6 protein-coding genes and 2 pseudogenes are annotated in these 6,722 nt (G+C 43.6%); 1 reads left to right on the forward strand and 7 read right to left on the reverse strand.

Features of this window, described 5'->3' with window-relative positions; all coding sequences use genetic code 11:
• Positions 1-96: 96 nt before the first annotated feature.
• The 6 genes from B4113_RS06765 to B4113_RS06795 all read right to left on the reverse strand — a co-directional run bounded on the left by B4113_RS06765 (position 97) and on the right by B4113_RS06795 (position 5,835).
• On the reverse strand, positions 97-573 hold the full coding sequence (locus tag B4113_RS06765; RefSeq protein ID WP_033018087.1) for an intercompartmental signaling factor BofC: 477 nt from the start codon (positions 571-573) through the stop codon (positions 97-99).
• Positions 574-653: 80 nt separating this feature from the next.
• Positions 654-1,664 (reverse strand): DUF3231 family protein, encoded by a 1,011-nt coding sequence (locus tag B4113_RS06770; RefSeq protein WP_235597967.1) that lies wholly within the window; start codon positions 1,662-1,664, stop codon positions 654-656.
• A 97-nt stretch (positions 1,665-1,761) separates the two neighbouring features.
• On the reverse strand, positions 1,762-2,505 hold the full coding sequence (locus B4113_RS06775; protein ID WP_061912347.1) for a YebC/PmpR family DNA-binding transcriptional regulator: 744 nt from the start codon (positions 2,503-2,505) through the stop codon (positions 1,762-1,764).
• Positions 2,506-2,811: 306 nt separating this feature from the next.
• Positions 2,812-3,477, reverse strand: a complete 666-nt coding sequence (locus B4113_RS06780) for an ATP-binding cassette domain-containing protein (RefSeq protein WP_033018092.1) — start codon at positions 3,475-3,477, stop codon at positions 2,812-2,814.
• Positions 3,478-4,286: 809 nt separating this feature from the next.
• On the reverse strand, positions 4,287-5,081 hold the full coding sequence (locus B4113_RS06790) for a hypothetical protein (protein WP_061912348.1): 795 nt from the start codon (positions 5,079-5,081) through the stop codon (positions 4,287-4,289).
• Positions 5,059-5,835, reverse strand: a complete 777-nt coding sequence (locus B4113_RS06795) for an ABC transporter permease (protein WP_033021747.1) — start codon at positions 5,833-5,835, stop codon at positions 5,059-5,061. The genes B4113_RS06790 and B4113_RS06795 overlap by 23 nt, the downstream gene beginning before the upstream one ends.
• Positions 5,836-5,985: 150 nt before the next feature.
• On the opposite strand from B4113_RS06795, the pseudogene B4113_RS06800 reads away from it, so the two are divergent.
• Positions 5,986-6,220 (forward strand): annotated as a pseudogene (locus B4113_RS06800) (IS66 family transposase); the annotation flags it as partial.
• A gap of 141 nt (positions 6,221-6,361) precedes the next feature.
• Here B4113_RS06800 and B4113_RS20370 read toward each other — a convergent pair.
• Positions 6,362-6,722, reverse strand: a pseudogene (locus tag B4113_RS20370) (IS701 family transposase); the annotation flags it as partial.

Consider the following 6,722-nt stretch of genomic DNA (forward strand, 5'->3'; position numbering starts at 1 on the left):
CGGGATCGATGCACAATGGGAAAACAAAGCGGGCGCAAACCCCATCCTCTTGAGGGAAAACTATGGCGCGCCAAAGATGGGAGAGGGGGAAGCGCTTTATTGGGCAACCGCAAAATGGCGATACAGCTCAATCACTTGTTCATACCGTTCTTTGGAGAGGACGCGAATTCCTTGCCGCAACCTTTCCTGCTGGCGGCTTTCGAGTTTTTTCACATCAATCTGAAAAAACGACTGAATAATCGGGCTGGACCGCCCCGGCCTGCCATTGAAAATGGATAACGTGCCATCGTCAGTGATGCCAAAATAGCCGTTCGCTTTCAAGAGCGGAGAAATGTCGTTGACCGTTTTCCGAAACACGATCGTCCGGTCATCGAGATCAACCAGCTGCCAATCGCGGTACTTTTTCCAGATGTTCGTCAATGAATCAACCGTCTCCGTCTTTTTCTCCTCGCTGATTTCCCCGTCCAAATAGTGCTGCTGCAAGACGATCGTCATGCTGACAGGGGCGGAGGACGCCCGCTGGCCCGGCAGCACAAGAGCGACGGTCAACAGCAGGATGGAAAGAACTCGCATCGCCTGTTCCTCTCTTCCCAGATGATGATTCGTTTGCATCATTAGTTTCGCCGACAGGATCCATTTTATTCCTGCCGCGCTCAGCTTTTTTGCAAAGCGAGCTGCTGGCGGTCCAAAAAGTGGGGCGGGTATTCGAGCCAGCGGCGCTCGATCATCATGTTGGCTCCATCTTCTGTGAACGCGCCCGCTTTGGCGATCAAGCTGGCATACAAAGCGATAATATCGCGCCTTAAGCTCACCGCCATCGCCGCTCCGTATTCGGCCGTGCCAATGGCGGACAGCGCGTTAATCACCGCCATCATCAGCTGATCGGAAAACGGCGGCTTCGTGGAATCGGTGACCGTCACATCCGGAGACATAACCGCCGGCACGTTGCTTTCCCGCAACACGTCATGAACGGTGTTCATAATATCGGAACAGACGCGCACTCCGCGCAGGAAAAAGTTGCGGATTTCCGGGTCAACAGCCACTTGGGCAAATCCGGTCAGCGTCGCTTTGCCGAGTTCGTTGTTGCGCGCTGTCGTAAACAAGTGCGCCACCTCAATCGCAAGCAGCGGGCGGCGCGGGCCGAACCAGCCCGTCAAAAAGCGCTGCTTTTCAATAAACTCGGCCTGTTTCGGATACACCATATACGGCGGGCGAATGTACACTCCTTTTTCCAAAAGAACATGACGGGTGCGGTCGTTGAACGTCACGGCTTCATTTAAAAACGCGCGGAACAAATCGGCGATATCTTGGCGTGACGATAAAGCGATTGCTCCGCTGTGCGCAGTGATGCCAAACTTCGTCATATGATACATGTACTCTAAGTAGAAGATGTCGCTAAACAGTTTCGGGGCGCCGGAATAAACATGCTTCTCAACCGGATAGCCGACCGGCTTGGCGATGCCTTCGGCGGCAAACAGCTGCTCAATGGCGCGCAAATGCCCGTTGGCAACGTTCAACATTTCATCAATGAGCGGACGAATTTCATCATCGGTCACCGTTTCGGCAAAATGCGTCAACAAACAAGCGACAATGCTGTCATGGACATACGTGCTCCAAAGATTAGAAATTTCTGCACTCGTTAACGAAGTCACATTTCCTTCCACCAGCGTAGCACCTCCTTATTCCCCGTTATTATGTTTCATCCTTTTTTGGTGTATGCCACACGGACAAAAAAATCCGCCGGCCTCTTCACCGACGGAGTTACGCTTCATCAAGCACCGATTCATCCAAATTATGGTATATGTCTTGCACATCGTCATCGTCTTCAAGCGTATCGATCAGCTTCAGCATTTTTTTCAATTCATCGCCGGATAAGGCGGTGTACGTTTGCGGGATCATCGTGATTTCGGCGCTCGCAAACGTGAATCCTTGCTGTTCGAGCTGTTCTTTCACTGCCTCAAACGACTCGGGCGCCGTATAGACTTCAAACGACTCGTCCGTCGTTTCCATCTCTTCGGCCCCTGCTTCAATCGCCAGCAGCAGCAGCTCGTCTTCGTCTACATCGTGCTCCCCGCGGTCGATCACGAGCAAGCCTTTGCGTTCAAACAAATACGAAACGCAGCCCGTTTCCCCCAAGTTCCCGCCGTTTTTGGAAAAGGCGGCACGCACGTTGGCGGCGGTGCGGTTCTTGTTATCGGTAAGGCAGACGACCATGACGGCAACGCCGCCCGGCCCATACCCTTCGTAGCGAATTTCTTCATAGTGAGTATGCTCTTGGTTTCCGGTCGCTTTTTTAATCGCCCGTTCAATGTTTTCGCTCGGCATGTTGGCGGCCTTCGCCTTTTCGATCACAAGGCGCAGGCTCGGATTGGCTGCTGGATCGCCCCCACCGTTTTTAGCGGCCACGTAAATTTCTTTGGCCAATTTCATAAACAGTTTGCCCCGCTTGGCATCTTGGGCATTTTTCCGCCGTTGGATATTTTTCCACTTCGAATGTCCAGCCATCGATAGCTTCTCCTCTCATCACAACGGAATGTTCCGATACTTACTATACCAGAAAACAAGGAAAATGTCAGCCGAGCCCAGCGCGAGAAGTTCTTCATCTTGGAAGCTTTCACGGCAATCAGCGAACGAACGCTTATTCATTTTTTTACGGGAAAGGCAATATCATATCTAGGAGACTGGTGATTGAAGGGAGCAGACCGCTTACCAACCTCGTTTCTCAAATAGAAAAACTCCGTATCGCCTTTCACCCGCTCCCCCCATTGCTTTTTAGGTCAGCCCCTACTTTTATACAGCGTGAATCCCGACTCACGATTGTTTGAAACGATGCCAAGCGCGCAATCGTCCCTTATCCATTTGATAAACCTCATCGCAAAGAAGATTGATGTCTTCAGAGTTATGACTTGATAAGAGAATCGTTACATTTTGCCTTTTTAAATTTTGGATTAAATTTCTTATGTCCGCTACGCCTTCCTCATCTAATCCATTCATCGGCTCATCTAAAATCAGAAGATTTGGTTTTTCCATAATCGCTTGCGCTATCCCCAGTCGCTGCTTCATTCCTAAAGAATAATATTTGGTGGGTCTTTTATCTTCGGGGTCTAATCCTACCATTTCCAAAGTTCTTTTGATTTCTTCCAACGAAATCAGCTGATTAATGGAAGCCAATAGTTTCAAATTCTCAAGAGCTGAATAATGAGGAAGCAAACCGTTTTTATCTAACAACAACCCTATGTTTTTAGGAAATTTACCTGAGGTTATCGGTTCACCAAATATTTCAACAACGCCTGAGGTAGGTCTTATGAGTCCAGCGATCACTTTAAACAACATCGTTTTTCCCGATCCGTTCCTCCCTACGATTCCACAAACTTTCCCCCTGCCAACTTCTAAATGAATATCGTTTAAAATCGTATGGCCCTTTATCTCTTTATTAAGATGTTCAATTTTTACTGCACTGTCATTATGGCCTTTCATCGTATCCCCACCTTATAGTGTATTCTTATTATGTAATAGGCTGTCAATGCGCTTATAGCATATATAGTGAAAGAGTAGGATCGCTATAAAAATAGCGAAGAAATAGTACATCAATGACCAAGCAAACGAATAAAACTCTAAGTTTCTTCGGACAAGAACGCCCTGCGAAAACGGCATCCATTTATTTACATGTGGCGAACTTTGGAGGAAACCTACCGATATGAAAATAAACATAATCGAAACGCTAAAACCTGCTATTGCGTTGTTAGCCAATATTGACACGACATGGCTAATTAACACAACGAAAAAAGTCAACAAAATCAGTAAAACAAATTGAATGAACATTAGTTTTAAGGGAGGGTAAGTTTTCAACAAAGAACTACCATTTAAACCAGCACGTATGCTTTTTTCGCCATTTGTCACATATGATAATAGGATTGAAATGAAGTAACCTATTGAATAGTAAATAACGATAAATAGAAAATTAGCCGAAATCACCCCATTTAGCCATAAAGAAAAATTACCTACTCTTGGAAGTATCCAAAGATTGTTTTCATTCAGTTGTTTATTCAAAAAATTACCACTAAAAATGTAGATGGGAGTTTGATGCAACAACCATCTGAACAAATCGAAATGAAAATAAGAAGGTCCATAGTAAAATATGATTAAAATAGAGACAACACTGGCATTTTGAAAATTATAAAAGTTGAATGAAACAAAATGAAAAGCTACAAAAGTTAAAAGAATGATGAGCATATTTCTTTTATACAACAAAGTGCGAAGAAAGTACTTTAAAAGACGTAAATATTTCATGATCGCCTCCGATGAAAATCCATCTGTTTTCCCCTTACCATTCCTATACAAAGTAATAGGGCCAAAATGGTTCCCCAATACATGATCGACTCGATGACGTGACTATAAACTGAGCCATCCATTTTTCCTAATAAAACATGATAAACAAAGGTAAACCGGTAAAAGAAAGCGATTTTACTTAAATATACAACCATACTCATCCCATTAACACCTAGTGCGATGATAAAGCCAATGATATTATTTTGGACGATCAAGGTGGCAACAAAAAAAGTAATTCCCAACGTGAGAAGAAATAGATAAAGGAAGAGCAAACTAAATAATACTAAGGTCAATGGCTTTATATTGTTATATTGTAAAAAGAAATGATATACGGCCTCCCCATACTCACTCCACCTGTTTTCAAATTTCAATGTCAATAATGATTCAAGAATGCAAATAAAAGCCGACGCTAAAACAAATAATAACGTTGCGATGCCCATACTGATCACAGAAGTGTAAAACCATTTCGCGCGGCTCCCCAACTTAATCATTGCATAGTGATCAAACGAACGAAAAGCGGTGAAAGGGAAGATACCAATTAAATAAATGAGTGATAAAAGAAAGAAGACATGAAAAAAATCATTCAATGAAAATAATAATAAATCAAAAACATTTTTTTCCTCTTTGTACATCAAAAAAGAATAAAAACGAAATAGACTACTGATCATGAGAAGCAAAAGAATCGTATAAACAAACTTCCTACTATAAAGAATAGTAAGCCATCTAATGCTAATGTTCAAACGATTCCGCATGTTTGACAGCTCCTATAAAAAATAATGCGACTCCTATGCCCAACAATATCAAATCGTAAAGTGCGACGTATGAAATCTTCAAATTAGAATCATACTCTAAATCGAATAACATAGCGGCATTCAAGAATTTGTTGATTTGAGCTAACAACGTTCCAGAAATGATATAAAAAGCAAAAGGAAAAACAATGGTTAAATAATGATTACGAATTAATGTCGATATGCCAAGGGCTAAGGTCGAAAAAACAACCCCGCAAACAAAACTATTCAAAATCATGATCAAAACAAATAAAACCGGTGAGTACTCGTATACTCGGCGCAAAACCGTTATATTTAGAGTATCTACAACCGACACATCAAATCTTTTGATCAGTAAAAAGATGACAAATGAGACAAGCAGACTCGATGCCATCACATAGCCACTTGCTAGTCCGTTTACCAGCAGGCGAATCAACAAATATTTTTTCCGGCTCATTCGATAAGATAGATAGTGGATGAAACCCGTACGAACATCTGTTACATAAGAAGCAGCAAATGGTAAAGAAACTAACACGGGAAACAATAAACTTAATATAGCTGACGTTCCCTCACTATACGAGTACATAAATAAATAAATGGCGTTTACACCTGGGTACTCATGAAACAAAAACTCAAAAGATCCTATAAATATGCAGGCGAATATGAGCAGTTGACTAATGAGCATGTTTCGTGAAAAAAACGCCCTTTTTAACTCGCTGACAAAATATCCATTTTTCATAGCAGCTCATCCCTCCCTTATAAAGCAAACAGAAGCACCGTGAAATAAGGTACTTATGTTTGATAACTATTCAGCACATGATCAAGTGAGTTGAATAGTGTTTGTATTTCTTGTCTATGATGTGAATACTCATAGACGGAGGTGAATCGCATGTGGACGGTACAACAAGCTGTATTGACAATGGAGAGCCTCATGGGCAAAATCCAACAACAAAACCAGTTCATTCATCAGTCATCCAAGAAAACGAACAGTTGCGTCAGAAAAACAAGCACTTAAGCAAAGAAAATGAACGACTCAGAGGTCGCATTCAAGAGCTGGAAGCACGCACGAAAAAAACAGCTCCAATAGCCATTGGCCCCCATCCTCTAGCTATAGGAGTAAAAAATTTCTTTCTCATTTTTTATGCCCTCCTCTAAAAATAAAATGAAATTTGCGCGCGCAGTTTATAGAATTTGACTGTAGATGAGCATTTTTCATTACAGTCATTTCCATGCCCTAAGAGACAAACAGGGACCCCTTAGGCGACATGGAGATAATCCGGCGTCATCGGTTCATCCGCCTTCCAAGCCAGCCGCATCACCGCGTCATCGAGGCCATGGATCGCTCCCTCGTAGCGATACACGCGGTAACGCTCGTTCCCCACCGTGACGAGGCGGGTGTCGTTGGGCTCGATATAGCGGGCAAACTCCTTCGCTTGAATGGCGATGCCTTTCGGGTAGAGAATCCGGTTCGTCTTGAGCATGGCGATGACATGGAATCCTTGTTTCAGGCAGGCTTCGATGAGCGCTTGGGACGGATACCATGAATCCACGAGCACATACACCGGCTGAGCCCGCTTCCCCTTGAGCGAGGAAAGCATCTCGATCGCTAGGTCGATTTTGCTTCTT

Origin of the sequence: Geobacillus sp. B4113_201601, assembly GCF_001587475.1 — a bacterium.
Taxonomy (GTDB): domain Bacteria; phylum Bacillota; class Bacilli; order Bacillales; family Anoxybacillaceae; genus Geobacillus; species Geobacillus icigianus.

Bases quoted from the DNA above. Each gene is read 5' to 3' on its own strand.
- B4113_RS06775 (WP_061912347.1), bottom strand. From the start codon at position 2,505: ATGGCTGGACATTCGAAGTGGAAAAATATCCAACGGCGGAAAAATGCC.
- B4113_RS06780 (WP_033018092.1), bottom strand. From the start codon at position 3,477: ATGAAAGGCCATAATGACAGTGCAGTAAAAATTGAACATCTTAATAAA.
- B4113_RS06790 (WP_061912348.1), bottom strand. From the start codon at position 5,081: ATGCGGAATCGTTTGAACATTAGCATTAGATGGCTTACTATTCTTTAT.
- B4113_RS06795 (WP_033021747.1), bottom strand. From the start codon at position 5,835: ATGAAAAATGGATATTTTGTCAGCGAGTTAAAAAGGGCGTTTTTTTCA.
- B4113_RS06765 (WP_033018087.1), bottom strand. From the start codon at position 573: ATGCGAGTTCTTTCCATCCTGCTGTTGACCGTCGCTCTTGTGCTGCCG.